The 24,818-nt window shown below is 65.2% G+C and carries 23 protein-coding genes and 1 tRNA gene; 21 read left to right on the top strand and 3 right to left on the bottom strand.

Features of this window, described 5'->3' with window-relative positions:
- Window positions 1–13: 13 nt before the first annotated feature.
- The 5 genes from dnaG (at window position 14) to GGR03_RS06105 (ending at window position 5,962) form a co-directional block, all read left to right on the top strand.
- A complete protein-coding gene (gene dnaG / locus GGR03_RS06125) occupies window positions 14–1,969 on the top strand; it encodes a DNA primase (RefSeq protein WP_183206660.1) in 1,956 nt (651 codons plus the stop codon).
- 296 nt (window positions 1,970–2,265) lie between these two features.
- On the top strand, window positions 2,266–4,242 hold the full coding sequence (gene rpoD / locus GGR03_RS06120; protein ID WP_183206659.1) for an RNA polymerase sigma factor RpoD: 1,977 nt from the start codon (window positions 2,266–2,268) through the stop codon (window positions 4,240–4,242).
- Window positions 4,242–4,532, top strand: a complete 291-nt coding sequence (locus tag GGR03_RS06115) for an HlyU family transcriptional regulator (protein ID WP_183206658.1) — start codon at window positions 4,242–4,244, stop codon at window positions 4,530–4,532. The genes rpoD and GGR03_RS06115 overlap by 1 nt, the downstream gene beginning before the upstream one ends.
- A 79-nt stretch (window positions 4,533–4,611) precedes the next feature.
- Window positions 4,612–5,481, top strand: coding sequence for an SDR family oxidoreductase (locus tag GGR03_RS06110; protein WP_183206657.1), 870 nt, complete (start codon window positions 4,612–4,614; stop codon window positions 5,479–5,481).
- A 145-nt stretch (window positions 5,482–5,626) separates the two neighbouring features.
- Window positions 5,627–5,962 carry a hypothetical protein gene (locus GGR03_RS06105; protein WP_183206656.1) on the top strand — a complete coding sequence of 112 codons (336 nt, stop codon included), beginning with the start codon at window positions 5,627–5,629 and terminating at the stop codon, window positions 5,960–5,962.
- 76 nt (window positions 5,963–6,038) lie between these two features.
- On the opposite strand, the gene GGR03_RS06100 is transcribed toward GGR03_RS06105, so the two are convergent.
- Window positions 6,039–6,764 carry an SIMPL domain-containing protein gene (locus GGR03_RS06100; RefSeq protein ID WP_183206655.1) on the bottom strand — a complete coding sequence of 242 codons (726 nt, stop codon included), beginning with the start codon at window positions 6,762–6,764 and terminating at the stop codon, window positions 6,039–6,041.
- 151 nt (window positions 6,765–6,915) lie between these two features.
- On the opposite strand from GGR03_RS06100, the gene GGR03_RS06095 reads away from it, so the two are divergent.
- Window positions 6,916–6,992: transfer RNA gene (locus GGR03_RS06095), tRNA-Ile, on the top strand.
- Between the two features lie 290 nt (window positions 6,993–7,282).
- On the opposite strand, the gene GGR03_RS06090 is transcribed toward GGR03_RS06095, so the two are convergent.
- On the bottom strand, window positions 7,283–8,215 hold the full coding sequence (locus tag GGR03_RS06090) for a LysR family transcriptional regulator (protein ID WP_183206654.1): 933 nt from the start codon (window positions 8,213–8,215) through the stop codon (window positions 7,283–7,285).
- A gap of 103 nt (window positions 8,216–8,318) precedes the next feature.
- On the opposite strand from GGR03_RS06090, the gene GGR03_RS06085 reads away from it, so the two are divergent.
- From GGR03_RS06085 to GGR03_RS06055, 7 genes are all read left to right on the top strand, one after another.
- Window positions 8,319–8,951, top strand: a complete 633-nt coding sequence (locus tag GGR03_RS06085; RefSeq protein WP_183206653.1) for an isochorismatase family protein — start codon at window positions 8,319–8,321, stop codon at window positions 8,949–8,951.
- Window positions 8,952–8,986: 35 nt separating this feature from the next.
- The gene (locus tag GGR03_RS06080) at window positions 8,987–9,961 is read left to right on the top strand and encodes an ABC transporter substrate-binding protein (protein WP_183206652.1); all 975 of its coding nucleotides are present in this window, start codon (window positions 8,987–8,989) and stop codon (window positions 9,959–9,961) included.
- A complete protein-coding gene (locus tag GGR03_RS06075; RefSeq protein WP_183206651.1) occupies window positions 9,958–10,731 on the top strand; it encodes an ABC transporter permease in 774 nt (257 codons plus the stop codon). Before GGR03_RS06080 ends, GGR03_RS06075 begins: the two co-directional genes overlap by 4 nt.
- Window positions 10,732–10,733: 2 nt before the next feature.
- Complete coding sequence (locus GGR03_RS06070) at window positions 10,734–11,507, top strand: ABC transporter ATP-binding protein (protein WP_183206650.1); 774 nt, start codon at window positions 10,734–10,736, stop codon at window positions 11,505–11,507.
- A 1-nt stretch (window position 11,508) separates the two neighbouring features.
- Window positions 11,509–12,282, top strand: coding sequence for an ABC transporter permease (locus GGR03_RS06065; protein WP_183206649.1), 774 nt, complete (start codon window positions 11,509–11,511; stop codon window positions 12,280–12,282).
- Window positions 12,283–12,285: 3 nt separating this feature from the next.
- Window positions 12,286–12,966, top strand: coding sequence for a polysaccharide deacetylase family protein (locus GGR03_RS06060; protein ID WP_183206648.1), 681 nt, complete (start codon window positions 12,286–12,288; stop codon window positions 12,964–12,966).
- Window positions 12,967–13,110: 144 nt separating this feature from the next.
- Window positions 13,111–13,692: a DUF1349 domain-containing protein gene (locus tag GGR03_RS06055; RefSeq protein ID WP_183206647.1), complete on the top strand. Its 582-nt coding sequence runs from the start codon at window positions 13,111–13,113 to the stop codon at window positions 13,690–13,692.
- A gap of 339 nt (window positions 13,693–14,031) precedes the next feature.
- On the opposite strand, the gene GGR03_RS06050 is transcribed toward GGR03_RS06055, so the two are convergent.
- Complete coding sequence (locus tag GGR03_RS06050) at window positions 14,032–14,682, bottom strand: MarC family protein (RefSeq protein WP_183206646.1); 651 nt, start codon at window positions 14,680–14,682, stop codon at window positions 14,032–14,034.
- Window positions 14,683–15,214: 532 nt separating this feature from the next.
- Between GGR03_RS06050 and GGR03_RS06045 the strand changes: the two genes are divergently transcribed.
- From GGR03_RS06045 to GGR03_RS06010, 8 genes are all read left to right on the top strand, one after another.
- Window positions 15,215–16,321, top strand: a complete 1,107-nt coding sequence (locus GGR03_RS06045; protein WP_246367606.1) for an HlyD family secretion protein — start codon at window positions 15,215–15,217, stop codon at window positions 16,319–16,321.
- Window positions 16,311–17,366: a DUF2955 domain-containing protein gene (locus GGR03_RS06040; RefSeq protein WP_183206645.1), complete on the top strand. Its 1,056-nt coding sequence runs from the start codon at window positions 16,311–16,313 to the stop codon at window positions 17,364–17,366. The genes GGR03_RS06045 and GGR03_RS06040 overlap by 11 nt, the downstream gene beginning before the upstream one ends.
- A gap of 947 nt (window positions 17,367–18,313) precedes the next feature.
- Window positions 18,314–18,763 carry an RrF2 family transcriptional regulator gene (locus tag GGR03_RS06035; protein ID WP_183206644.1) on the top strand — a complete coding sequence of 150 codons (450 nt, stop codon included), beginning with the start codon at window positions 18,314–18,316 and terminating at the stop codon, window positions 18,761–18,763.
- Window positions 18,764–18,862: 99 nt separating this feature from the next.
- On the top strand, window positions 18,863–19,882 hold the full coding sequence (locus GGR03_RS06030) for a sulfate ABC transporter substrate-binding protein (RefSeq protein ID WP_183206643.1): 1,020 nt from the start codon (window positions 18,863–18,865) through the stop codon (window positions 19,880–19,882).
- Between the two features lie 78 nt (window positions 19,883–19,960).
- A complete protein-coding gene (gene cysT, locus GGR03_RS06025; protein ID WP_183206642.1) occupies window positions 19,961–20,800 on the top strand; it encodes a sulfate ABC transporter permease subunit CysT in 840 nt (279 codons plus the stop codon).
- The gene (cysW, locus tag GGR03_RS06020) at window positions 20,793–21,698 is read left to right on the top strand and encodes a sulfate ABC transporter permease subunit CysW (protein ID WP_183206641.1); all 906 of its coding nucleotides are present in this window, start codon (window positions 20,793–20,795) and stop codon (window positions 21,696–21,698) included. The genes cysT and cysW overlap by 8 nt, the downstream gene beginning before the upstream one ends.
- Before the next feature lie 102 nt (window positions 21,699–21,800).
- Window positions 21,801–22,928, top strand: a complete 1,128-nt coding sequence (locus GGR03_RS06015) for a sulfate/molybdate ABC transporter ATP-binding protein (RefSeq protein WP_183206640.1) — start codon at window positions 21,801–21,803, stop codon at window positions 22,926–22,928.
- Window positions 22,929–23,070: 142 nt separating this feature from the next.
- Entirely contained in the window at window positions 23,071–24,804 is a 1,734-nt protein-coding gene (locus GGR03_RS06010; RefSeq protein ID WP_183206639.1) for an SLC13 family permease, read from the top strand.
- Window positions 24,805–24,818: the final 14 nt, after the last annotated feature.

Raw genomic sequence — 24,818 nt, 5'->3', positions numbered from 1 at the left:
CTATCACCGCGCCATGCGCTTTCCGCCCGCCTTTCTCGACGACATCCGTGCTCGCGTCCCGATCTCGGACGTGATCGGCCGGCGCGTTGCGTGGGACCGGCGCAAGTCGCAGCCGGGGCGAGGGGACTACTGGGCCTGCTGCCCGTTCCACGGCGAAAAGACCCCGTCCTTTCACTGCGAGGATTCCAAGGGCCGCTACCATTGCTTCGGCTGCGGAGTCTCGGGCGACCATTTCCGCTTCCTGACCGAACTCGAGGGCCTGTCCTTTCCCGAAGCGGTCGAGCGGCTGGCCGGGGAGGCGGGGCTCGCCATGCCGGCGCGCGACCCGGAGGCCGAGCGGCGCGAGGAGACCCGCGCCACGCTGGTCGACGCGCTGGAGCACGCGGCGCGCTACTTCCAGGCGATGCTGCAGGAAGCGGATGGCGCCAAGGCGCGGGCCTATCTGCGCGACCGCGGCCTCCACCCGCAGACCCAGAAGGCCTTCGGGCTTGGCTACGCCCCCGATTCGCGCAACCGCCTGAAGGAGTATCTGGCGCAGAAGAATGTCGGCAAGTCGGAGATCGAGGCGGCCGGCCTCGTCGTCCACGGCGAGGGCATTGCCGTCTCCTACGACCGATTCCGCGACCGGATCATGTTCCCGATCCTCGACCTGCGCGAGCGGCCGATCGCCTTCGGCGGCCGGGCGCTGTCCTCGGACGTCTCGGCGAAATACCTCAACTCGCCGGAATCGGAGGTCTTCCACAAGGGCCAGGTGCTGTTCAACCTCGCGCGCGCCCGGCGCGCCGCCAAGGCTGCCGGCACGCTGGTGGTGGTCGAGGGGTACATGGACGCGATCATGCTCGCCCAGGCCGGGATCGAGCATGCCGTGGCGCCGCTCGGCACGGCGCTCACCGACCGCCAGCTCGACCTTCTCTGGCGCGTCACCAGCGAGCCGATCCTCTGCTTCGACGGCGACCAGGCCGGCGTCAAGGCGGCGCACCGGGCGGCGGAGACAGCGCTGCCGGCGCTGAAGCCCGGCCGCTCGCTGCGCTTCGCGCTGCTGCCAGAAGGCAAGGATCCCGACGATCTCATCCGCGAGGGCGGTGCCGAGGCGATGCAGGGAGTCCTGTCGGCGGCGCGGCCGCTCGCCGACATGCTCTGGTCGCGCGAAACCGCCGGCGGCGACTACGACACGCCGGAGCGGCGGGCGGACCTCGAGCACCGGCTCAAGGCGACGCTGCGCCAGATCGGCGACGAGAGCGTGCGCCGGCATTATCTTGCGGACGCCGACGAGCGGCTGCGCAGCTTCTTCGGCGCGGCGCGTGAGGCCCGAGGGGGCGGCAGCGGACGGCGGCAGGGCGGCGATCGTGACCGGGGCGGGCGAACCGGGGCGCGGGGTGGCGGGGCGGGAGCTCAGGGCGCGAGGCGTTCGGCGATATCGGAGCGTCTTGCCCGTTCCAGCCTCACCAGACCGGGCAAGGCGCCCGAGGCGGCCTTGCGCGAGGTCGCGATCGTGCTCGGTTTCGTCAACCACCCGGTGCTGATCAACGAGGCCTTCGACTATTTCGCCGACCTCGCGCTGCCGGACGGCGAGCTCGCCAGGCTGCGTACGGCGGTGCTCGATGCGTATGCGGAAGAGCAGACGACGTCGCGCGATACACTGTTGATGGCAATCGACGCGCGCGGCCTGCGTCCGGTCTACGATCGGCTGCTGCAGCGGCTGCGCGATCTGCGGCTCTGGCCGTTCCTGTCGGACGCGGCGCCCGAGGACGCGATGGAGGCGGTGCGCCAGGCGCTTTATCTCTCCCATCGCTCGCTGGCGCTGCGGCAGGAACTGCGCGACGCCGAGGCGGCGCTCGGCCGCGACCCGACCGAAGCTGCCTTCGCCCATCTGATGGAGGTCAAGCGCGAAGTCGACCAGGTCGACGGCACGGAAGCGCTGATTGAAGGCTTCGGCCTCTTGTCTGGGCGCCCTGCCACCTCGATATAGGGAAAACGGAACCCTGTGCGGGCCTGACCGGCGGGGCGTCCATTGCCTTCAAGCCGTTGACACATCATATGTGGCCGGTCGACAGGGTGGTTCGATCCAACCTGACCTTGATTTATTGCCCACTCGCCCCTTCTTGAGGGCGCTGCCGCATTCGGGACCGGTCCCGGAAGGCGAGCGCATCATGGTTAGGCGAGTGTTAACGGCTGCCGCCGTAGACTCTCCCGCACGGTGCGCCGCTGGATGAGCGGTCCGGGACGGCGGAACGTTCACGGCGCGCGAACTGGAGAATAGAATACATGGCAACAAAGGCCAAAGAGAGCGAGGCCCCGATCGAGGAGCGCGCCGACGCGACACCTGACGGTCCGCTGCTCGACCTGTCCGATGATGCCGTCAAAAAGATGATCAAGGCCGCGAAGAAACGCGGCTTCGTGACGATGGACAAGCTGAACTCGATGCTCTCGGCGGACGACGTCACGTCCGAGCAGATCGAGGACATGATGGCAATGCTCAACGACATGGGCATCAACGTCGTCGAGGACGACGAGGAAGCCGAAGGCGAGGAGACCGCCGAGGCGGCGGAGACCACCGAGGTCGCCGAGACCGGCCCGACGCAGGTCGCCACCACCCCCAAGAAGGAAGCCGGCGACCGCACCGACGACCCGGTGCGCATGTATCTGCGCGAGATGGGCTCGGTGGAACTGCTCAGCCGCGAGGGCGAGATCGCCATCGCCAAGCGCATCGAGGCCGGCCGCGAGACGATGATCGCGGGGCTCTGCGAGAGCCCGTTGACCTTCCAGGCGATCATCATCTGGCGTGACGAGCTCAACGAGGGCAACATCATGCTCCGCGAGATCGTCGATCTCGAGGCGACCTATGCCGGGCCCGAGGCCAAGCAGCCGACCGCGCCGACGCCGGGCGAGGCTGCCCCCGTCGCCGAGGCACCGGCTGCCGCTGCCGCGCCGGGCAGCGACGACGACGACGACGAAGACGACATGGAGAATTCGCTGTCGCTGGCGGCGATGGAAGCCGAGATTCGGCCGCAGGTCATGGAGACCTTCGACCAGATCGCCGACGGCTACCGCCGGCTGCGCAAGCTGCAGGACCAGCAGGTCGAGAACCGCCTAGCGGCCCAGGGCACGCTTTCGCCGAGCCAGGAGCGCTCCTACCGCAAGCTGAAGGAAGACCTGATCGCGGCGGTGAAGAGCCTGTCGCTGAACCAGAACCGCATCGACGCGCTGGTCACCCAGCTCTACGACATCAACAAGCGCCTCGTCGGAAACGAAGGCCGGCTGCTGCGGCTCGCCGAATCGCACAGCGTCAAGCGCGACGAGTTCCTGCACGAGTACCAGGGCTCCGAGCTCGATCCGAACTGGACGCGCCACATCGCCAATCTCTCCGGCAAGGGCTGGCTGAAATTCGTCCAGGCCGAGAAGGAGAACATCAAGGCGCTGCGCCAGGAGATCCAGAATCTCGCCACCGAGACGGGCCTGGAGATCACCGAGTTCCGCCGCATCGTCCACATGGTGCAGAAGGGCGAGCGCGAGGCCCGGCAGGCGAAGAAGGAAATGGTCGAGGCGAACCTGCGCCTGGTCATCTCCATCGCCAAGAAGTACACGAACCGCGGCCTGCAATTCCTTGATCTCATTCAGGAAGGCAATATCGGCTTGATGAAGGCCGTGGACAAGTTCGAGTACCGCCGCGGCTACAAGTTCTCGACCTACGCCACGTGGTGGATCCGGCAGGCGATCACCCGCTCGATCGCCGACCAGGCCCGCACGATCCGCATTCCGGTGCACATGATCGAGACGATCAACAAGATCGTCCGCACCTCGCGCCAGATGCTGCACGAGATCGGCCGCGAGCCGACCCCGGAGGAACTGGCCGAGAAGCTGGCGATGCCGCTGGAGAAGGTCCGCAAGGTCCTGAAGATCGCCAAGGAGCCGATCTCCCTCGAGACCCCGGTGGGTGACGAGGAGGATTCGCATCTCGGCGACTTCATTGAGGACAAGAACGCCATCCTGCCGATCGACGCGGCGATCCAGGGCAATCTGCGCGAGACGACGACGCGGGTGCTGGCATCGCTCACGCCGCGCGAGGAACGTGTCCTGCGGATGCGCTTCGGCATCGGCATGAACACCGACCACACGCTGGAAGAGGTCGGCCAGCAGTTCTCGGTGACGAGAGAGCGCATCCGGCAGATCGAGGCGAAGGCGCTGCGCAAGCTCAAGCACCCGTCGCGGTCGCGCAAGCTGCGCTCGTTCCTCGACAGCTGATGTCGTTCCTCAAGAAGCTCTTCGGCGGTGGCGGCGGCTCACGCGAGCCCGCCGCCCCGCGCATCGCGGCGACCGAGACCTACGAGGGTTTCGCGCTGGCCGCGACGCCGATGCCGGAAGGCGGCCAGTTCCGGCTGGCGGCCACCATCACCAAGACGGTCGCCGGCGAGGAAAAGGTCCACCGGCTGATCCGCGCCGACATGTTTGCCTCCCAGGACGAAGCCGCGCAGGCGGGCCTGCGCAAGGCGCGGCAGGTCGTCGACGAACAGGGCGAGGCGATGTTCGGCTGACGCCGGCATCAGGGCCCCGGCGCTTTCCCCCGCGGCCCGCCTCGGCTAGGTCTCTCCCGACGAATTGGGGAGAAACATCGTGACACTCAAAGACAAGACCATCTTCATGTCGGGCGGATCGCGCGGCATCGGCCTTGCCATCGCGCTCCGGGCCGCGCGCGACGGTGCCAATGTCGTCGTCGCCGCCAAGACCGACAGCCCGAACCCGAAGCTGCCCGGCACGATCCATTCCGCCGTCGAGGAGATCGAAGCGGCGGGGGGCAAGGGCCTCGGCGTCGTCTGCGACATCCGGGACGAGGCGCAGGTGGAAGCCGCCGTGGCGGCCGCGGTGGAACGCTTCGGCGGCATCGACATCTGCATCAACAACGCGTCCGCCATCGCGCTGACCGGCACGCTCCAGACAGAGATGAAGCGCTACGACTTGATGAACGGGGTCAATGCGCGCGGCACCTTCCTCGTCTCCAAGACCTGCATCCCGCATCTGAAGCAGGCAGCAAACCCGCATATCCTCAACCTCTCGCCGCCGCTCGACATGAGCGCCAAGTGGTTCCGCAACCATGTCGCCTACACGATGGCGAAGTTCGGCATGTCGATGTGCACGCTCGGCATGGCCGAGGAGTTCCGCAAGGACGGCATCGCGGTGAACTCGCTGTGGCCGCTGACGGCGATCGACACGGCGGCGGTGCGCAACGTGCTGGGCGGCGACGCCATGGCCAGGATGAGCCGCTCGCCGGAAATCGTCGCCGATGCGGCCCACGCGATCCTGACCCGGCCGTCGCGCGAGGCGACGGGAAATTTCTACATCGACGAGCTGGTGCTGATGGAAGAGGGGGTGAGCGACTTCTCCGTCTACGGGCCGCAGGGCGGCGGCGAGCCGGTCGCCGACTTCTTCGTGCCGGACTGGGTGTTCGACAAGGTGTCAAGCAAGGTCAGCCACATGCTCGGCTGACCGAGGCGGACGCGGGACGGTGTTCGGGTCGGGATGGCTGAATGCTGCATGAATGGCGGCTTCGGCGCCGGTTCAGCGCCACGCCGCTAGGGTCGTTCCTGTCGATCCCGCCGCGACATGCGGCGCCCCGCCAGGAGATGCACCGATGTTCTCGACCCTTGCCCGCTCGCTTGCCGTCGCCGCCACGCTGGCGATCGGCGCCATGGCCACCGCAGCGCCGGCCGCCGCCGACAATTTCCGTTTCGGCGTCACGATCGGCAATGCGCCAGTCCACCAGGTCCGCGACCACCGCCCGCACCGGCCGGCGCTCTGCGCGCCCGGCCAGGCACTGCGCAAGGCCGAGCGGATGGGCGTGCGCCGCGCCCATGTCCGCAACGTCAACCGCCGCGCCGTGGTGGTCGCCGGCCGCTCGCGTGGCGATCGTACTGTGATCCATTTCGCTCGCGCGCCGGGGTGCCCGGTGATCAGCGTCCGCGGCTGAACCGATCGTTCTATGAGAAAGGGGACGCAGGCCAATGGCCCGCGTCCCCTTTTGTTTGCGCAGGTCGAACGGCCGGTCAGTCGGCGATGGCGAAGACCATTCTGACGCTGGCGTTGTAGCTGTTCTCGCCCGCCTCGACGGGCACGCTCTTGGCGTCGGCGGTGCGCATCTCCATGGCGGCGAACGGCATCGGCGGCGGCGCCATGCCGACATTCTCGCGGATCTCGCGCACCGCGCCGAGCGTCACACCGGCCGCCTCGGCGATCAGCCGGGCCGTCGCCATGGCGTCGGCGACCGCGTCCTTCAGCGCCGCCTCCTCTACGGCGCCCGGCTCGGCCAGCTCGAAGCGAATCTCGCCGCCCTGGTTGACGCCCAGCGTCACCGCCTGGTCGAGGATCTCGCCCAGGCGGGCCAGATCGCGGACCCGCACGGTCAGCGTGTTGCGGACCTCGTAGCCGACGATCGTCGGCGGCTGCTGGCTGCCCTCGGTATTGTCGTAGCGATATTGCGGATTGATCGAGAAGCCGGAGGTCTGCAGGTCGCGGTCCTCGGCGCCGAGATTGCGCATGCCGTCGCTGACTTCGCGCATCGCCTTGTTGGCATCGTCGAGGGCGGCGCGGGCCGTCTCCGCCGTCCGCAGCACGGTGAAGGTCGCCAGCGCCTGGTCGGGCCGGGCACTGGCCTCGCCGGTGCCGGTGACGGTGATCGTCGGCGGTGTCGGGGTGCCGGGCTGCTGCGCCATTGCCGGCAGCGGCGCGGCCAGCATGAGGACAAGGGCGAGGGCGGTGTGGGGTCGGCGCATGGAACGGTTCTCCGATTCGGGTCGAGGCGCCGTTTCTAGGCAGGCATTGCGGCGGCAAACCGTCCGTCCCAACCATTGCCGCCGTGGCCAGCGCTCCATTCGCCACCCGCGCTTGAGGCGCCGGCCCGATTAGGCTACGGCGTTGTGCGTGGGGCCTGTAGCTCAATTGGTTAGAGCCGGCGGCTCATAACCGCTTGGTTGCAGGTTCGAGTCCTGCCGGGCCCACCATATTTGCCTCAAGTGTAAGCGCCGGCAAAAAGTGTCTAATTCTGCATTAAACACCTGTCCATGGCGCTTCACGCGAACCTCTGGCCGCCCCGTTCGGTCGAACTGGCGCGAGCGGCAGGCATCTGACTGCCTTTGACCACCGCTTCGTTCCGAAACATCAAGGTCGATGCGATGACCCGAGCATCGGGCGGTGCCCGGCTCGGTCGAGCGACACACCGGCCTCAGGCGAGCGCAGATCTTTCCAGTCCGCTCCTGATCGACCAATCTGTCGTCAGCATCGACCGGACGGACTACATCGGCTGAAACTGACACTCGACGCGATCGGCCACCAGCTGCTCGAGGTGATCCATGAAGGCCGTTGCGGGCGATCGAACGATTTCGCGATGGGGAAGCACGGCATAAAGTCCGACACGTTCCTGCTCGCAATCTGGCAACACCCTCACCAGCTCGCCCGACTGGAGATGACGCCTGGCGTGAAATGCGTAGAGGTTGGCCACGCCGATCCCCTCGATACAGGCCAGGCGAAGCATGTCGCCGTTGTCGCAAGAGAGCGCCGCGTCAATCGGCACTGACTTTCGGACGCCTGCGTGGGAAAGCACCCAGGGGTCCGGTGCGCCTGCGATCAAGCTGACGAGGCAGACATGCCGCTGAAGATCGAGCGGATCCGAGGGCGCGCCGCGTGCCTCGAGATATCCGGGGGAGGCGCAGAGTATCCTGTCGAGACGCGCCACCAGCCTGTTGGCCATCTTCACCTCAGGCCATTCCCGGAGCACCAACGCGACGTCGATCCGGTCCTTGACGATGTCTGGCAGAGCGCTGGTAACGAAGAGGTCCACTTTCAGGTGGGGGTGCGCGTCCATGAAGGTCCCGAGGCCTGGACCAAGGATTTCGGAGGCGACCGAAGGCGCCGCGCTGACACGGAGGTGTCCTCTCATCCCGTCAGTGTCCGAGAAGGACGCGGCGTCGACTTCCTCGAGAATGGCCATGCACCGCGCGTAGAACGCTCGACCGGCTTCGGTCACGCTGACCTTCCGCGTGGTCCTGAAGAGGAGCGCGACGCCCAGTGCCCGCTCCAATGCCGAGACCGTCTTGCTGACCGATGATACTGACAGCTTCATCTGTCGCGCCGCCGCCGAATAGCCGTCCGCGTCGACAACCGCCTTGAAGATGCGAAGAGCTGAGATCGATGTCTCGTCAAGGGGAAAGCGGTCCCGGTCGGTCACGATTATTGCCCTCGGAGAAACGATCATTTCTCAATTGAGGATATTGTGCGGTGGGTCAACCCGCTCCTATGGTCCCTGCGACTGAAGTTTCGGGAGGAACCGGATGTCGCTTGCATCGACGCCCAAGGATCTGGAGCGAAAGGGGTTCGCTGGACGATTTGGCTTCGGCCAGAAGTCCGCGCTCGTCGTCGTCGACTTCACCAACGCCTTCACCGACCCTGGGCATCGGCTGGGTTCGGACTCGGCGGTCGAGATCGCCGCGACCAACGAACTCATCGCGATCTTTCGCGCCAAGGGCCTGCCGGTGCTCTTCACGGCGATCGAGTACGAGAGCGACGTCGCTGCCGCGTCCTCGCACTGGCGAACGAAGATAGATGCGATCTCCGACCTCTATCGGGGCAGTTCCGGTACCATCCAGGATGCGCGGCTTGATCGCGAGGAAGGCGACCCGATCGTCAACAAGGAGTTCGCCAGCGCGTTCTTCCGGACCACACTCGAGGCGCTCCTGCTGGAACGGTCTGTCGACACGGTCGTGGTCGCGGGTTGCAGCACCAGCGGCTGCGTGCGTGCTACCGCCGTCGACGCGTGCCAATTGGGTTTCCGGGTGATCGTCTGCCGCGACGCGGTGGCGGACCGGAACCGCAACGCGCACGACCAGGCGCTGGTCGACATCGACCTGAAATACGGGGACGTACTCGGCCGCAACGAGATCGCGGAGCGACTTCACACGAATTGAACGGGGCGAACTCGCCCGCATCTGGGAGGATGACAATGACGACAGCATTCAACAGAGCCCGCCGCTACGGCGTGGGCGCCGCGTTCTGGGCCCTTGGCCTCGCGGCGGCATCGTCCGCATCGGCGCAGGAAACTGTTCGCATCGGTCTCGCGACGCAGGCCTGGTGGCCGACGGTGGTCGCCGAGGCGGCGGTTCGCCAGGGATTGTTCGAGAAGGAGGGGCTGACCGCGGAGCTTACCGTCTATCAGAGCGGCGGCGAGACCTTCACCGCACTCGCTGCCGGTGCCGCGGACGTCATCTCGATCCAGCCGTCGATCGTCGCGACGGGCCGAACGAAGGGCGTCGAGGCCAAGATGGTCGCCCTCGGTGCCAACGCGAACTATGGCTGGAACCTGATCGTGCCGGCCGACAGCGAGGTGCAGGAAGTCTCGCAGCTCGAGGGCAAGAACGTCGGCATCACCGCTTCGGGCAGCCTCTCGGACTTCCTCGCTCTCTGGACGATCAAGGAGGAGGGCGTCACGTTCAACAGCGTGCCGCTCGGCGGCGCTGGCCTCGTGCCCAACCTCATCTCCGGCAATGTCGACGCCGCGGTCGTCTTCGCGCCGCTCAGCTTCCAGGTCATCCAGTCGGGTGACGGCCGCAGCATCCTCGACTACGGCGCTGCCATTCCCGAGCACCTCAATTCCGGGTGGGCTGCATCCGACGCGTTCATCGAGAGCGATGGCCCGGTTCTCCAGAAGACGCTGAACGCTCTCTACGGCGGCGTCGCCTGGATCCAGGCGAACGAGGAAGAGGCGATCGACCTTCTCGTCGAACTCAACCAGGTCGACAGGACCGTCGCCGAGCAGGACTATCGCGAGCAGTTCGCCAAGCTGTCGGCCGACGGGATCCTCGACGTGGCGGGGGCACAGGCTGCCGTGGATCTCGCCGTCATCGGCGGCATGACCGACCTTGCGCCGGGTGCCGACATCGTCGAGGACCGGTTCCGCCCGGTACCGACGCAGCCTTGAGCAAGGTTTCGACCCAGGCTTCGGCATCGGCGGACAGGTACGTCAGGGCGGCGATCGTCGTCGCCCTGTTCGTCGCCTGGGAGATCGCCTCCCGCACGGGGCTGGTGGATGCGAGGCTGCTGCCTCCGGCCAGCACGGTGCTGGCGACTGCCGGTGAGCTGGTCGCTACACCCGCCTTCCGGAACCATCTCTGGACGACGCTCGCCCAGACCCTTGCGGCATTTGTCATCGCCGTACCGCTGGGAGCGATCCTCGGGCTGCTCATCGCCGAGAACCGTTACGCCAGCGAGGTTCTCAAGCCGCTCGTGTTCTTTGTCTTCAGCATCCCCAAGTCGATCTTTCTTCCGATGTTCATCCTCGCGTTCGGCATAGGGTTCGGCCAGAAGGTGGCTTTCGGGGTCTTCTCGGCGATCTTCATCATGATGATGACTGCGTTCGCGGCGGTCGAATCGGTCAAGCGCGAACATTTGATGGTCGCGCGCGTCATGGGCGCCCGGTTCTCTCAGACTGTCCGGAACGTCTATGCGCCCAGCATGGCGCCCGTGCTCCTTGAGGCAGTGCGCCTCGCGATGATCTTCAACTTCACCGGAATCCTGCTCGCCGAGATGTACGCCTCGCGCACGGGCATCGGCAACCAGATCGGTCTTTGGGGACAGAGTTTCATGCTCGACCGGCTGCTCGCGGGCATCCTGATCGTCTCGGTCCTCGCGATCCTCTTCAACGAGGGCATTCGCGTTATCGAGACCCGCATCGGCCATTGGAGGACCTGACGATGGACACGCTTCACAGGGGCGAGGTCGAGGTCCGCAACCTCACCCGGACATTCGGAAGCGGTGGACAGGAGATCCGCGCGCTGGACGACGTGTCGTTCACGATCCCGGCGGGTAAGTTCGTATCCGTCGTCGGGCCGAGCGGATGCGGCAAGTCCTCGCTCCTGATGATGCTCGTCGGCCTCTCTGAAGCCACGTCCGGGACGCTCGAGGTGGCGGGCGCTCCGGTGACCGGTCCCGATCCAGACCGGATCGGCGTTGTGTTCCAGGAGGCCAATCTCTTTCCGTGGCTGACCGCCGGCAAGAACGTCGAGTTTCCTTTGATGCTCAAGGGGGTCGGCAAGGCGGAACGCGCGGACAAGGCCAATGCCGCCCTCGACCTCGTCGGCCTGCAAGGGTTCGCCGCACGCTACCCCCACGAGCTTTCCGGCGGCATGAAGCAGCGGGTCTCGATCGCGCGCGGGATCGTCCAGGACCCGGACGTCCTGATGATGGACGAACCCTTCGCGGCGCTCGACGAGCAGACGCGCATGGTCATGGGCGACGAACTTCTGAACATCTGGGAGCGGACGAAGAAGACCGTCATGTTCGTCACCCACAGCCTGACCGAGGCGATCTACCTTTCGGACCACGTGATCGTCATGTCGGCGCGGCCGGGCCGGATTGTCGACCGGATCGACGTCGATCTGCCACGCCCCCGGACATTCGAGATGACCTCGACGCCGGAGTTCACCCGGCTCCGTAACAGGATCTGGGAACAGATCCGGGTGGCCTGAGATGCGCGCGCCGACATCACGTGAGACGCGCTGGCTGATCGTCGCCGCGCTTGTCGTCCTGTGGGAGTTTCTGCCCCGCCTTGGCCTGATCCCGACGCTCTTCCTGCCGCCTCTGAGCATGACGGCCGTCGCGCTCTGGACGGCGGGTCCCGAATACCTGAGCCACCTCGGCGTGACCCTCCGCGAGGTCGGTGTGGCGCTCGTCTTTGCCTGTGGCGGGGGTATAGCTTGTGGCATCGCCCTCGGGTCTTCGGCCCGCTTCCGCAAGCTTTTGCTGCCGGTCGTGTCCTCGGCCTACGCGATCCCTCTCGTCGTTCTCTATCCGCTGTTCACCGCCTGGTTCGGGATCGGTGAGCCCTCGAAGGTCGTCTTCGCTGCCGTGTATGGGTTCCTTCCGACGCTCCTCGGCGCTGCGGCCGGGGTGCAGACGATCGACCGGGGGCTCATCGTCACCGCGAGAAGCATGGGGGCAACGCGTGTCCAGCAGATCGTCCACGTCCTGCTGCCTGCGACGATGCCGACAGTTCTCTCGTCGCTGCGCATCGGCGGCGCGCTCGTTATCGTCGGTGTGGTCGTCGCCGAGATGCTGATGTCGACCGCTGGCATCGGCTTCCTGATCTCCCGGTACCGCACGATGCTCGACAGCCCGAAGGTCTTTGCCGCGATCCTCCTCGTCCTCGCGCTGGCGGTCGTCTTCGATCTCCTCGTCCAGACGGCGGAGCGCCGCTTCCTCAAGAAGGGTCGAGGCGATGCGGCGGCCCAACCGCAAGGCTGACCAATGAAGAACATCACGCTCAGTTTCGACAACGGCCCGGACCCGGAGGTTACGCCCCAGGTGCTGGACATCCTGGCGACGCACGGGATCAAGGCGACATTCTTCGTCGTCGGGGACAAATTGCGCGACCCGGCGCGGTACGAGCTAAGCCGCCGCGCCAAAGTCGAGGGGCATTGGATCGGCAACCACACCTTCAACCATCTCGTGCCGCTGGGGCTGAGCCGGCACCGCGCTGCCTCGGCGTTCGAGATCGGTCGGACCCAGGAGCTTCTGGGCGATCTGGCGGGGGACAGGAAGCTGTTCCGACCATTCGGAGGCGGCGGTCACATCAACAACGCGTTGCTTGACGGAGAGGCGGTGGAGCAACTCCGCGAAGGGCGCTTCACCTGTGTCCTGTGGAACGTGGTGCCGCGGGACTGGGAGATTCCCGGGGAGTGGCCGGATGAGGCCATGCGTCTCTGTGCAAAGGAGGATTGGCCGCTCGTGGTTCTCCACGATTTGACGACAGGTGCCATGGATCAGCTCGAATCCTTCATCATCGAAGCGAAGGCGTCCAGCATGAATTTCATGCAAGAGTTTCCAGAGGATTGTCTGCCGATCATCGACGGAGAGGTCCGCGGATCTATCAGTCACATCGTGTCGGCCTCTGCCCCCAAACATGCGCGGGAGGAACCGCACGTATAGGCTGTCGATATACGTCGAGCGCGGGAACCTGGAAACGGGCGCCCCGCATCACTCGCAGCGTCTTCCTGCAATCGACCTAAAGATTCCATCGCGAGTCTGCTGGTCGGTGCGCTCACGTAGTCAGCAAGCGAAGGACGAGGGTTGATGACGGATCTCAGGAAGGGTGTCTGGCTGAACGAGCCTAGGCAGGCGCAGCTTGGCTCCGACAGCCTCCAGATGGTGACCGACGAGCGGACCGACTTCTGGCGCGAGACGCATTACGGCTTCACACGCGACAATGGCCACTTCCTTGGAATCGAGACAGGCGATGGCTTCACTGCACAGGTGCGCATCCGGGCGAAGTTCGAGCACCTCTACGATCAAGCCGGCATCATGGTCCGGATCGACGAGCGGCACTGGATCAAGGCGGGGCTCGAGTTCTCGGACGGGCATGCCCTTCTCGGCAGCGTCCTGACGCACGAGCGGTCCGACTGGGCAACGGGACGCTTTGACGGCGATCCGATGGACTTCTGGATGCGCGTCTCCTTGGCGGACGGTCTCCTGCGCGTGCAAGCCTCGACCGACGGCAGGCTATGGCCCCTCGTGCGGCTCTGTCCGTTCCCAGAAGGGGTCAGCTACCGGGTCGGTCCAATGTGCTGCACGCCGGAGCGAGCGGGTTTGGCTGTCCACTTCTCAGACTGGACGCTGACGACCCATCTTGGGAAGGACCTGCACGACCTTCGATAGCAGTGGTAGCTCGGACCAGCTCGGAAATTGGCTTTGGATTGCGTCAGTGAGCAAGCGAATAAGAACCTGCGGGCTGCGGCGGCCATGTTCTCGCAGAAGCGTCGAAAGCCACGCGTCTAAGCGATGTTGAAACACGAGGCGCCAGGTTCGAGTTCATCAACGCCTCCCTCGCCGTCCGGCCACGGCTATTGTCTGAGGCGGCATCTCTGATTGCTCCCAGCGGCCGTCGTCGCCGCGATCGGCATTGCGTTCGCAGCCCGCCGTGATGACACGCCGCAGCCGCTTCGGGGGTGACGAAACCCAGGATCCATTCGAACCGGTTTTTTTGGAACCCGTCGGTCAGTGTGGTGTCACGTTTGGCTCCAGTACGCCGAGAAGTCCAAGCCCGTAGACGAAAAGCTGAACTGCGACCGCCGTCAACAAAACTCCGAAGACGATTTCGGAAACAACGAGGGAAGTCGGATTAACTCGCTTCGCAACCTTGTCGATGTTGCTGAAGATCAGATAGTCGAGCGCGCCGACCAAAAGAACCAATCCAAGCACTAGCGCGGAGGCCGCCAGGGAGCCGGCTGCTTCAGAGGCAATGATCAATACCGTGATGCCGACCGGGTTAAAGAGATAAGGCACGGCGAGAGGATAGACGGCCAACTTAAGCGGATCGGTCGGTATGGTGACCTCGTGCTCAACCTCGTCGCCTTTCCCCAGAGCCATCCGTACAGCGAGAAGGGCCAGGATGATTCCTCCTGCTGCCGCCACAGCGCCGGGCGTGATGTGGAGCAGTTTCAAGAGGAGGGCTCCGGTCAGGAATACGATCACCGCAGCCGAGACAGCCGTAATCACCATGCGTCGGCCAATGGCGCGCTGTACCTCCGGCGGGAAGTTCTTGGATTTTTCCAGGAACGGCACCAGCGCAATTTTCGGGCCTAGGCCTATTAGCAATAGGAGCAACAGCGTCGTGACGGTGTCCAGAGTAATTACAGCCAGATCCATGAGCGCTTTCGCCATAAAGAACGGGAGTAAGCGGGCGACCTTCGTTTTCGTTCGACATCGCCCGACGAGCAACACGGCATCCCAGAAACTACGTGATTTGCAGCGTATGCATTAAGTATAAATCTAACAAGGGTCAAGGAAGGCATTAATTCTAAGAAAGTCATATGAATTTTGCGCTGCACTCTCCAGAGAGCAGCGATTTTGTATTAGATTGCAAGATACTCCTCTTTTTTCCGCTGTACAATGCCGCGCTATCTTGCGTTTAATGCTGCTGGTGCGAGAATGGAGGCGGCTTTCGTGGCGCGTGCGCCGAGTTTGGACGCACATGGGCGTTGGCCCGATCATCGAAGGCTCGAACGGCTACGCAACGTGGTGTTGATCGTCCGCATCTTCATTCTCAACGGCCGTTTCGGGAAGAGGGTCCAGACGCCGATCGTTCGTACAGATCGCGTCGCCGATCCTGGCCCGGCTGTCGTCCGTTAGGTTCGGAAGCGGGGTGAAGGGCAAGTCGAGCGCAATGACGACCGACGGAATGAACGCGGAGACGGTCAGAGAGTCGAACGATCGTCCGCAGCCTCGAAGCGGCAATCCCCTGCGGCCAATCGCCATCGGAGTCGTGCTTCTCGCGGCCGTCTTCGTGATTGTCGGGATCTTCATGGAGCGGCGAACACCCTCGTCCTCGCAGGCCACCGTTCAGGCTTATGTCGTCGGCATCGCACCGGAGGTGGGAGGCCGCGTGATCGAGGTCGGCGCGGTCGACAATTCGCGGGTCATGCCCGGCCAGATGCTGTTCCGCATCGACCCGCGGCAGTACGAGCTGGCAGTGGGCGAGGCGGAGGCTCGGCTTGCGCAGGTGGGGCAGGGCATCGGTGCGTCCACCGCCTCGGTCGACGTGGCGCAGGCCCGCGTCGTCGAGGCGCGCGCGGCGCGCGACAACGCCGAGGAGCAGGCCAGCCGGACGGCGGAACTGGTCAGGCGCGGTGTCTATTCTGCAGCGAGGCTCGACAACGCCCAGGCTGAGGTCGACCAGCTCGATGCCTCGGTCGTCGCCGCGGAGGCGTCGCTGAGCGAGGCCCGGGAAGCGCTGGGTCCGGCAGGCGACAACAACCCGCAGCTCAGGGAGGCGCTCGCGACGCTCGAACGCGCCCAGCTCGACCTGCTCCGCACGACCGTTCTGGCACCGGCGGATGGGGTCGTCACCAATCTCCAGCTCTCAGTGGGCGGGTTCGTCAGCGCAGGCGAGCGCGCCATGACGTTCATCGACGTGAACACCATCTGGATAACGGCTGCCTTCAAGGAGAACAGTCTCGAGAAGATCGCCGTCGGCAGCCCCGCCGAGGTGCTGTTCGACGTCCTGCCCGGCAAGCTGTTCAACGCCACGGTCGAGAGCGTCGGGCTCGGCGTCGCGCAGGGCAGCGTCGATCCGCAGACAGGGCTTCCAAAGGTCGCGACTGAGACCGGCTGGGTCCGCACACCCCAGAGCTTCCCGGTGCGGCTGACCCTCGACGACGGTCTCCCGAAGGGGGTCCGCTACGGGTCCCAGGCCAATGTCGTGGTCTATACGGGCGATCATCCGGTCACGAACGCCATCGGTCGCTACTGGATGCGGTTCGTCTCGTACCTGACCTATGCCAGCTAGGACCCAATCATTCGATGAGTCTGACTTCGCCCGGGCGAGGCGAAAGGGTCTGCGGATCGCCTTGGCGGTTTCGGTGGGGTTCACCTGGTCGGTAGCGTCCGGCGCGATCATCCCCTTCCTGGGGCCGCTCTTTGCTGCCCAGTTCCTGATCGCCAGTTCCCGCCCGCTTTCACTGGCTCAGACGGCCGCCACAATCGGCTTCGTCGTTGTCGCAGGGGTGGTTCTCCAGGGCGTCGCCGCCACGACGGCGGACGAGCCGATGGTCCTGCTTCCGCTTCTCGGCCTCTTCTACTTCGCCTGTTTCCACGCACAGGCCACGGGCCGAGGCGGCGCCGCGGTCTTCCTCCTGCTGGTGGTCGGGATAATGGTGCCGTTGCTGACCGTCCTGCACCGGGATCTCGGCACCTCGGCCTTGGCGGTTCTGACATACGGGATTGCCAGCGGGGTCGTCTTGACGTGGCTGGCCCATGCCGTCGTCCCCGACATCGGCTCGAATGACCCACCGCCAGCGCCTCTTCCCATACACTCCCGCCCGCTGCTGCGTGCCGCGGCGGACGCCGTGATCCTGCTCCTGATCGTCACGCTCTGCCTGACAAAGGACGAATGGGCGACGGCGATGGTGATCCCGATCACCGTGGCCTCGATCCAGACTCAACTGGATCTGTCCGCCGGGGCACGCGCGGCCGTCGGACTCGTGCTCATCAACCTCATCGGCGGCATTGCCGCCTCGGCGGCGTTCGTGCTTCTCGAGATACGGCCGTCGCTGCTGTCGATGTTCGTTCTCGTGCTGCTCGCGGGGCTGGTTTTCGGCGGCAGGGCCGCGTCGTTATCGGCGTCCGCAAAGGTCTACGCGGGCGCGCTCACGACCTTCCTCCTGGTCTTCGGCGCCGGTGTGTCGCCGCTCCCGGGGACGGCGGCGGAATCCTTTTCGACGCGTATCGGCTACATAGTGATCGCGGTTTCGTACGCGATGCTCATGGGCGCGCTACTGTGGCCGAAGCTGGGGGCCACTTTGCCATCGCTTCCGGTTTCGAAGGCCCGATGACACGGCTCCGCATCATCGGGTTCATCATTGCTCTCGTTCTTCTCGGCGGCTTTCCGCAGGTCGCTTCAGCCCGGGACGGGGCTGTTCCGCAGGCAAAGGTGCAAGGCGAGCAGTTCCTCATCATGCGCAAGGCCTTGATGATGAGCGCTCTGCTAGGTTTGCCAGGCGTCTGTTCGGGGTCGATCCGTAGCGCTTGGCACCCATCACGCACCCCATGACAACGGCCGTCACGGAAACCGTCGCCGGAGGGACGGGTTCGCGAGAAGGACGCGGGCGGGGGCGAGCTCGAAGAAACTCGGCTCGCTGTCCGACGAAATCACCTAATCATACTCAGGCAATTAGTCAGACCGGCAGACGCCTGCTTATGAACCCGAATTGGATCGGAAACGGTGAAACCCGTATCAGTAGCGATCGAGTCCATAATCGTTTCCAGCTCTCCGCTTCCATCCGCAGGCGGGGCGCAGTGCAACGGGTCGTTCAGCCGGGCTCGGGCGGCCGTCAACTCGACCGCAAGGAAGACATTGAGCTGCAAAGCGGAAAGGCGACCCCGGGACATCGGAAGAACGAGCATCGGCAGGCGTGCCTCCTGCATCGTGCGGCCATTTTGCCAGAGCACGTAGTTCCGCGCCCCGGCGCCTCGCAACATCCAACCGTCGAGGGTCATCGTTGTTGCGAGTGCCGCTACCGTCCTTATGGTCGATTTTGGAGGGTGCCATCTACATGTCGTGAGATATGCCAGCCATCGAATGCCATGCGGAATAGTCCGGTCCGTGCCGCGCAACCCCGCCCCTAGTGTCGGCTCGACCTTCGTGCACCATTCTGGCATTACACGACCCATCTTGTCGTGTAACTGGTAAAGCATCGTTCCCGCACTGACAACAAGCACCGTAGACGCTATTGAGCGGGATCATCCGCAGGACCCAAGCCTCGAACTGACTGCGAGACAAATGATTTCACAGAAGGCGAAATACGCGCTCCGGGCCCTGATCGCCCTTGCCCCGTCGCATGGCAGCAATGAGATCCAGATGATCTCGCAGATCGCCGAACAGCAGCGGATCCCGAAGAAGTTCCTGGAGCAGATCCTCCTGGATCTGAAGCACCATGGCATCGTCGTCAGCCGACGCGGCAAGGCCGGCGGCTACATGCTGCTGAAAAGCCCCGATACGATCACGTTCGGCGCGGTGATGCGGATCGTCGATGGTCCCATTGCCCCGCTGCCCTGTCTCAGCCGGATGGCCTACCGCCGCTGCGAGGACTGCCGCGAGGAAAAGAGCTGCGAAGTCCGGCGGGTCTTCGCCCGCGTCGCGTTGGCGACCCGCGACGTGCTCGACGGCACGACGATCGCCGACTGCATCGACGGGGCGGCGGATGCGGAAACGCGTCAACTGACCGCATAGGAGAATTGCGTTCCCGGGCGCTGCTTGTAATTGGAACGTTGCCGCATTCTAATACACCACTAAACCGATAGAGTTTTGCTCCTAACACGGGAGATAGCCATGTTGCTCAATCGACGGTCCCTGCTTCTCACCGCCGCTCTCGCGGCCTCACTGCCCCTGCTCAGCGCTGGCGCTTCCATCGCCCGGGAGACGCTCAACAACGTCTCCTACGACCCGACCCGCGAGCTTTATCGTGAATATGGCGAGCATTTCGCCAAGACGTGGAAGGAAAAGACCGGCCAGGACGTGACGGTCAGCAACAGCCATGGCGGCTCCGGGGCGCAGGTGCGCTCCGTGGTCGAAGGCCTGCCCGCCGACGTCGTCACCTTCCCGCTCGAAGGCGACATTCTCGGCATCGAAGAGGCCGGCCTGATCGAGCCGGGCTGGCAGAGCGAGTTTCCGGCGGCGTCTTCGCCGTACACGTCGACGATCGTGTTTCTGGTCCGCTCCGGCAATCCAACAGACATCAAGGACTGGGACGATCTGGCCAGGGAAGGGGTAGAGGTCATTACGCCCAATCCCAAGACGTCGGGCGGGGCGCGCTGGAACTATCTCGCCGCCTGGGCCTACGAACTCGACCGCTCGGGCGGGGATGCGCAGAAGGCGCAGGACTTCGTCGCCTCGATTTACCGGAACGTGCCGGTGCTCGACACCGGCGCGCGCGGTTCCACTAACACCTTCGTGCAGAACAAGGTCGGCGACGTCCTGATCGCCTGGGAAAACGAGGCGCTCCTGTCGCTGAAGGAGTTCGGCGCCGGCGAGTACGAGATCGTCGTCCCCTCGCTCTCGATCCTCGCCGAGGTGAAGGTCGCGATCGTCGACAAGAACGTCGACGGCAACGGCAAGCGTGAACTCGCCAAGGCTTTTCTCGACGAGCTCTATTCTCCGGAATCGCAGGCGATCTTCGCCCGCAATTTCTACCGGCCGCTCTATCCGGACCAGGTCGACGCCGCCGATCTGGAGGCTTTCCCCGAGGTGAAGCTGGTGAAGATCGACGACGTGTTCGGCGGTTGGGCCAAGGCCCAGCCGGAGCATTTCGGCGACGGCGGGATCTTCGACAAGATCTATTCGAACGACTGACCTTCGGCATCGCCACAGCGACGGGGTGTCGGGCTTCCCGGCATCCCGCCTTCATCATGCAAGCATCAGGACGGGCGAATGGCGAATATCAGATTTCGCGAGCCGAGCATCATCCCCGGCTTCCGGCTGACCTTCGGCTTCACGGTCTTCTACCTGATGCTGATCGTGATCATTCCGATCGTCGGGCTCTTCCTGAAAACGTTCGAGCTCGATTGGGAATCCTTCGTGCGGATCGTGACGGGACCCCGCTTCCTCGCTGCCTTGCAACTGAGTTTCGGCACGTCGCTGCTGGCTGCGCTGTTCAACGTCGTCATCGGCGTCCTCACCGCCTGGGTCCTGGTGCGCTATGACTTCACGGGTCGCCGCCTGCTCGATGCGATCATCGATCTTCCCTTCGCCTTGCCGACCGCGGTGGCGGGTATCGCGCTGACGGCGCTTTATGTCCCGCAGGGCTGGATTGGCAGCCTCTTCACGCCTTACGGCATCACTATCGCCTACACGCCGGTCGGCATCTGGATCGCGCTGGTCTTCATCGGCCTGCCTTTCGTGGTGCGGACCGTCCAGCCGGTGCTCGAGGACGTCAATCGCGAGGTGGAGGAGGCTGCGGCGACGCTCGGCGCACCGCGGCGCACGACGATCCTGCGCGTCATCCTGCCGCCGCTGATCCCGGCGATCCTCACCGGCTTCGCCCTGGCCTTCGCCCGGGCGGTGGGGGAGTACGGCTCGGTGATCTTCATCGCCGGCAACATCCCGCGCCAGACGGAGATCCTGCCGCTGCTCATCGTGTTCCGCCTGGAGGAGCGCGAATATGCCGCCGCGGCCGCCATCGCGGCCGTCATGCTGACCATATCCTTCGCCATCCTGCTGCTCGTCAATTTCCTCCAGGCCTGGAGCTATCGGAGGTTCGGCAATGGTTGACGCGGCCATGGAGAGCCTGCCCGAGGCACGGGAAGCGACACGCCCGATGCGCTCGCCGGTCACCGAGGCGCGCTGGGTGCGCAATCTCCTGATTGCGTCGGTGGTGGTCCTCTTGGCGATCTTCGTGCTGATGCCGCTCATCGCAGTGTTCGTTCAGGCCCTTAGCCTCGGCCTCGGCGCGGCCCTGGCGACGTTCAACGACCCCGACGCCATAGCGGCCATCGGTCTGACGCTGCTGGTCGCCGCCATTGCCGTCCCGCTCAACGTCTTGTTCGGCATCGCCGCCGCCTGGGCGATCGCCAAGCATCGCTTCCGCGGCCGCTCGCTGTTGATCTCGCTGATCGACCTGCCGTTTTCGGTATCGCCGGTGGTCGCCGGACTGGTCTACGTCCTGCTGCTCGGACCATTCACCCCGATCGGCGCCTGGCTGCTCGAGGACTACGGCATCCGCGTCATCTTCGCCGTCCCGGGCGTTGTCCTGGCCACCGTCTTCGTGACCTTCCCGTTCGTTGCCCGCGAGCTCATTCCGCTGATGCAGGACCAGGGGACCGGCGACGAGGAGGCGGCCTTGTCGCTGGGCGCGTCCGGCTGGCAAACCTTCTGGCGGGTGACGCTGCCCAACGTCAAATGGGCGCTGCTTTATGGCGTGCTGCTCTGCAATGCCCGGGCCATGGGCGAGTTCGGCGCGGTCGCGGTGATCTCGGGCAAGCTGCGCGGCGAGACCGTCACCATGCCGCTGCAGATCGAGCTCTACTACCAGGAGTTTCGGGCCCTGGCGCAGGTCTCGGCCTTCAGCCTCGCCGCCGTGCTGGCGGGGCTCGCGCTGGTGACCCTTGCCGTCAAGTCCTGGCTCGAATGGCGCTATGCCGACCAGCTCGCCGGTAGCCGGGGCCACTAGCCGTCGGCATGACAAGACGAATGGCTGTCCGGACGGGCAGCCGGAATGATCAGCGCGAGGCGGCCTGCCCCCTCTGCGACGAGTGTTGGAAGGAACGGCAAGATGGAAGTCAGCGTCCGGAACGTGCGCAAGGAATTCGACAAGTTCCCGGCGCTTCACGACGTCTCGCTCGACATCCGCTCCGGCGAGCTGATCGCCCTCTTGGGACCGTCCGGCTCCGGCAAGACGACGCTGCTGCGGCTGATCGCGGGTCTCGATTTCCCGACGGCCGGTGCAATCCTGTTCGGCGACGAGGATGCCTCGCGCAAGTCGGTGCAGGAGCGCAATGTCGGGTTCGTTTTTCAGCACTACGCGCTGTTCCGGCACATGAGCGTCGCCGACAATATCGGCTTCGGCCTGCAGGTGCGGCCGGGCGCTTCGCGGCCGTCCAAGGCCGATATCCGCCGCCGCGCCTCCGAACTGCTCGATCTCGTCCAGCTATCGGGCCTGGAGAACCGGTTCCCGAGCCAGCTCTCTGGCGGGCAGCGCCAGCGCGTCGCGTTGGCTCGTGCGCTGGCCATCGAGCCGCGGGTGCTGTTGCTGGACGAGCCGTTCGGCGCCCTGGACGCGCAGGTGCGCCGCGAGCTTCGGCGTTGGCTGCGCGAGATCCACGACCAGACCGGCCATACCACCGTCTTTGTCACCCACGACCAGGAAGAGGCCTTGGAACTCGCCGACCGCGTGGTGGTGATGAGCCAGGGGCGCATCGAGCAGGTCGGCTCGGCCGACGACGTCTATGACAGTCCGAACTCGCCGTTCGTCTATGGCTTCATCGGCGATTCCAGCACGCTGCCGGTGCGGGTCGAGAATGGCCAGCTCTGGCTTCAGGACCGTTCGATCGGGATCGAGGCCAAGGGCCTGCCGGAGGGGCGGGCGACCCTCTATTTCCGGCCGCACGACATCGAGCTGCGCGATGGCTGCGGCGGCTGCATTGCCGGGACGGTGGCCGCGAGCCGGCGGGTGGCCGGCACGCGCCGGGTCGAACTCGACGTCGGCGGGGCCCGGGACCGCATCGAGATCGAGCTGCCGGTGGAACACCCGGCGGGCACGAACGGTCGGATCGCATTCCGCCCCGGGAAATGGAAGGTCTTTCCAGACACCAGAGCGCTGGTCCCCGAACCCGCGCCGTTCGAGGACACCAGCGACGACAAGGATCAGGAAATCGAACGGATGCTGGCAACCACCTTCTGACAGCCTTGAGCCCCTGGTGCCCGCCGATCACTTCGCGCGCCCGGTGCTGACCCTACGATCCTGTTCGCAGCCGTGGTAGGTCTCGACCGTGCGCTCGCCTTTTCCCGGCGGGTGTTTGGCGTGACCGGAAACGGCAGGGACGATGAATTTCGAGCAGGCCGCGATCCTCGTACTGCTGGTCGGCATGCTCATCGTCTTCGCCCTCGATCGCATCCGCATGGAGGTCGTCGCGCTGGGTGGCCTCGGCCTGGGCGTCGCGCTTGGCTTGGTCCCGCCGGTGCAGGCTTTCGCCGGATTCTCCCATCCTGCCTTCATCACGGTGGTGGAGATTCTTCTCATCGTGCAGGTCCTGGGCCACTCTGCGATCTTGGATGCCGTTACCCGCCGGATTCCTGTGATTGCCCCCACCGAGATCCGGGTTCTCACCGTCCTCTGCCTGCTCACTGCGACCCTGTCGGTGTTCATGAACAATATTGGCGCGCTGGCACTGATGCTGCCTGTCGTGACGAGTGTCTGCCGAGTCACGGCACTGGACAGCCGGCGCATCCTGATGCCGGTAAGCTTTGCCGCTCTGTTGGGCGGGCTCTGCTCGGTCATCGGGACGCCGGCCAATTTGATTGTCAGCAGTCAGCTCGCTGACGCGACCGGAACGGGCTTTACGTTCTTCGACTTCGCCTGGGTTGGCGTTCCGGCGGCCCTCGCGGGCCTTCTCGTCATCGTCACATGGCCGCGCCGCATCCTGGGAAGCAAGTCGACCGGAGCCGGACGCTCGCCGCCGCAATCGTTTCGGACCGTCGTCAGCGAGGTTCAGATCGGACCGCGCTCACCCTTGGCAGGAACGCCCGCTGCCGACACTGGGCTGACCATCCATGCAATGCGCCGCGCCGGCGAGAACATCCTGTTCCAGCGACGTGGCACGAGGATAGAGGCAGGCGACACGCTGCTGATCGAGATCGGTCTCCAGGAGCTGGAGGAAGGTTTGGCATCCGGCGCAATGTTGCTACCGAAAGCACTGCACAGCTCCGCCAATACGCAGCGCGTTGAGGCCGTCATCATGCCCGAGAGCGTCCTCGTCGGGTCGCGGATCGGCGCTCTGGAGGGGCTTGCCTCGCGGGGCATCGGGATCATCGCGGTCGCGACGCACACGCCGCGCATCGAGGGCTCGCTCGCCGACCTTCAGCTATCGATCGGCGACGTGCTCTATCTGACAGGCGATCCGGAGGCGATCGGAGAGGCTGTCGAGGAGGCCGACATCTTGCCGTTGTGGCCGAAGCCACAGTCGGAGGCCGCGGAGAGCCATTGGGCGCCGATCCTGGCCTTTGCCGGCGGTGTCACCTTCGCCGCCTTTGGCCTCGCCCCGCCTGAGCTTGCCTTCGGCCTGGTTGTATTCTTCCTGGCCGCGACGGGCAGCCTCAACCTCCGCAAGGGTCTGGCTGCACTTGACTGGCCGATCCTGATCATGCTGGCGACGATGATCCCGCTGGGCCTTGCGGTAGGCTCCACCGGCGCCGCCTCGGTCCTCGCGGGCGGCCTGATGACGATAGTGCCCGGCCAGAGTGCGCTCGTCCTATCGGTGGCCCTATTGTTCGTCGCCGTCGTCATCACGCCGTTCGTGAACAACGCGTCGACGGCAATAATCCTCGGTCCTATCGCACTAGGTGCCGCCACCGCAGCGGGCATTGCGCCCGAGCCGTTGCTGCTCGCGGTGGCGCTGGGGGCCTCCATCGACTTCCTTACCCCGATCGGCCACCACAACAACACCATCGTGATGGGCCTGGCGGGCTATCGCTTCGTCGACTTCATCAAGGTCGGATGGCCCGTGACGATCGCTGTCATCGGCGCGGCCACGCTGGCGCTTCGGGCCTGGTGGGCATGAAGTGTCAAGGTGGT

The sequence above is a fragment of the Aurantimonas endophytica genome (genome assembly GCF_014196845.1).
Classification (GTDB): domain Bacteria; phylum Pseudomonadota; class Alphaproteobacteria; order Rhizobiales; family Rhizobiaceae; genus Aurantimonas; species Aurantimonas endophytica.
This window is presented reverse-complemented; position numbering and strand designations above follow the sequence as displayed.

Excerpts from the sequence above, each read along its gene's own strand:
- GGR03_RS06055 (WP_183206647.1), top strand. The coding sequence starts at position 13,111 with ATGACGGATCTCAGGAAGGGTGTCTGGCTGAACGAGCCTAGGCAGGCG.
- cysW (WP_183206641.1), top strand. The coding sequence starts at position 20,793 with ATGGTTGACGCGGCCATGGAGAGCCTGCCCGAGGCACGGGAAGCGACA.
- GGR03_RS06100 (WP_183206655.1), bottom strand. The coding sequence starts at position 6,764 with ATGCGCCGACCCCACACCGCCCTCGCCCTTGTCCTCATGCTGGCCGCG.
- GGR03_RS06105 (WP_183206656.1), top strand. The coding sequence starts at position 5,627 with ATGTTCTCGACCCTTGCCCGCTCGCTTGCCGTCGCCGCCACGCTGGCG.
- GGR03_RS06065 (WP_183206649.1), top strand. The coding sequence starts at position 11,509 with ATGCGCGCGCCGACATCACGTGAGACGCGCTGGCTGATCGTCGCCGCG.
- rpoD (WP_183206659.1), top strand. The coding sequence starts at position 2,266 with ATGGCAACAAAGGCCAAAGAGAGCGAGGCCCCGATCGAGGAGCGCGCC.
- GGR03_RS06010 (WP_183206639.1), top strand. The coding sequence starts at position 23,071 with ATGAATTTCGAGCAGGCCGCGATCCTCGTACTGCTGGTCGGCATGCTC.
- GGR03_RS06040 (WP_183206645.1), top strand. The coding sequence starts at position 16,311 with ATGCCAGCTAGGACCCAATCATTCGATGAGTCTGACTTCGCCCGGGCG.
- GGR03_RS06080 (WP_183206652.1), top strand. The coding sequence starts at position 8,987 with ATGACGACAGCATTCAACAGAGCCCGCCGCTACGGCGTGGGCGCCGCG.
- GGR03_RS06070 (WP_183206650.1), top strand. The coding sequence starts at position 10,734 with ATGGACACGCTTCACAGGGGCGAGGTCGAGGTCCGCAACCTCACCCGG.
- GGR03_RS06035 (WP_183206644.1), top strand. The coding sequence starts at position 18,314 with ATGATTTCACAGAAGGCGAAATACGCGCTCCGGGCCCTGATCGCCCTT.
- dnaG (WP_183206660.1), top strand. The coding sequence starts at position 14 with ATGCGCTTTCCGCCCGCCTTTCTCGACGACATCCGTGCTCGCGTCCCG.
- GGR03_RS06015 (WP_183206640.1), top strand. The coding sequence starts at position 21,801 with ATGGAAGTCAGCGTCCGGAACGTGCGCAAGGAATTCGACAAGTTCCCG.
- GGR03_RS06050 (WP_183206646.1), bottom strand. The coding sequence starts at position 14,682 with ATGGATCTGGCTGTAATTACTCTGGACACCGTCACGACGCTGTTGCTC.
- GGR03_RS06115 (WP_183206658.1), top strand. The coding sequence starts at position 4,242 with ATGTCGTTCCTCAAGAAGCTCTTCGGCGGTGGCGGCGGCTCACGCGAG.
- GGR03_RS06060 (WP_183206648.1), top strand. The coding sequence starts at position 12,286 with ATGAAGAACATCACGCTCAGTTTCGACAACGGCCCGGACCCGGAGGTT.
- GGR03_RS06085 (WP_183206653.1), top strand. The coding sequence starts at position 8,319 with ATGTCGCTTGCATCGACGCCCAAGGATCTGGAGCGAAAGGGGTTCGCT.
- GGR03_RS06045 (WP_246367606.1), top strand. The coding sequence starts at position 15,215 with ATGAACGCGGAGACGGTCAGAGAGTCGAACGATCGTCCGCAGCCTCGA.
- cysT (WP_183206642.1), top strand. The coding sequence starts at position 19,961 with ATGGCGAATATCAGATTTCGCGAGCCGAGCATCATCCCCGGCTTCCGG.
- GGR03_RS06030 (WP_183206643.1), top strand. The coding sequence starts at position 18,863 with ATGTTGCTCAATCGACGGTCCCTGCTTCTCACCGCCGCTCTCGCGGCC.